Source organism: Cognaticolwellia mytili, assembly GCF_002104475.1.
GTDB lineage: Bacteria > Pseudomonadota > Gammaproteobacteria > Enterobacterales > Alteromonadaceae > Cognaticolwellia > Cognaticolwellia mytili.
The window spans coordinates 1-1125 of record NZ_NBOF01000012.1 but is presented as its reverse complement, the minus strand read 5'-3'; the positions used below and the strand labels follow the sequence as shown (position 1 = coordinate 1125).

Genomic DNA, 1125 nt, shown 5'->3' with positions numbered 1-1125 from the left:
CACTACGCACACGTAGATTGTCCTGGCCATGCTGATTACATCAAAAACATGATCACTGGTGCTGCACAAATGGATGGCGCTATCTTAGTAGTTGCTGCTACAGATGGTCCTATGCCACAAACACGTGAGCATATCTTGTTATCACGTCAGGTTGGTGTACCTTTCATCATCGTATTCATGAACAAATGTGATGTTGTAGATGACGAAGAATTACTAGAATTAGTAGAAATGGAAGTTCGTGAACTTCTTAGCGAATACGAATTCCCAGGTGATGACTTACCAGTAATTCAAGGTTCAGCACTAGGTGCTCTTCAAGGCGAAGAAAAGTGGGAAGCTAAAGTTGTAGAACTTGCTGACGCACTTGATTCTTACATTCCAGAGCCAGAGCGTGCAATCGACGGTGCATTCATCATGCCTATCGAAGATGTATTCTCAATCTCAGGTCGTGGTACAGTTGTTACTGGTCGTGTTGAGCGCGGTATCATCAAAGTAGGCGAAGAAGTAGAAGTTGTTGGTATCCGTGATACACAAAAATCAACTTGTACTGGTGTTGAAATGTTCCGTAAGCTTCTTGACGAAGGTCGTGCTGGCGAGAATTGTGGTGTTCTTCTACGTGGTCTTAAGCGTGAAGATGTAGAACGTGGTCAAGTATTATGTGCTCCAGGTTCAATCTTACCTCACACTAAATTCGAATCAGAAGTATACGTGTTAAGTAAAGATGAAGGTGGTCGTCATACGCCATTCTTCAAAGGATACCGTCCGCAGTTTTACTTCCGTACAACAGATATCACAGGTGCTGTAGAGCTTCCTGAAGGTGTTGAAATGGTAATGCCAGGCGACAACTTGAAGTTTGTTGTAGAGCTTATCAACCCAGTAGCGATGGACGAAGGTTTACGCTTCGCAATCCGTGAAGGTGGTCGTACTGTAGGTGCTGGTGTTGTATCTAAAATCATGGACTAGTTCCAGGTTTTAGTTCTCACGAGAACTTAGATAAAAAGGATGCTTCGGCATCCTTTTTTAATAACTAAAGTTTAATTAGGTTATACCGCGGCTGTTGCATCTACTCTTACCTTAAAGTATGCATGGACTCATGCTCTTTTGAGAAAAGGTTGATTTTAGTTCTCA

At 42.6% G+C, this 1125-nt stretch carries 1 protein-coding gene; it reads left to right on the top strand.

Annotated elements, in window-relative coordinates; translation table 11 throughout:
- Positions 1–960, top strand: a 960-nt coding sequence (tuf, locus tag B7C41_RS19830; RefSeq protein WP_085300714.1) for an elongation factor Tu, incomplete at its 5' end; no start/stop codon positions are given.
- Positions 961–1125 lie beyond the last annotated feature (165 nt).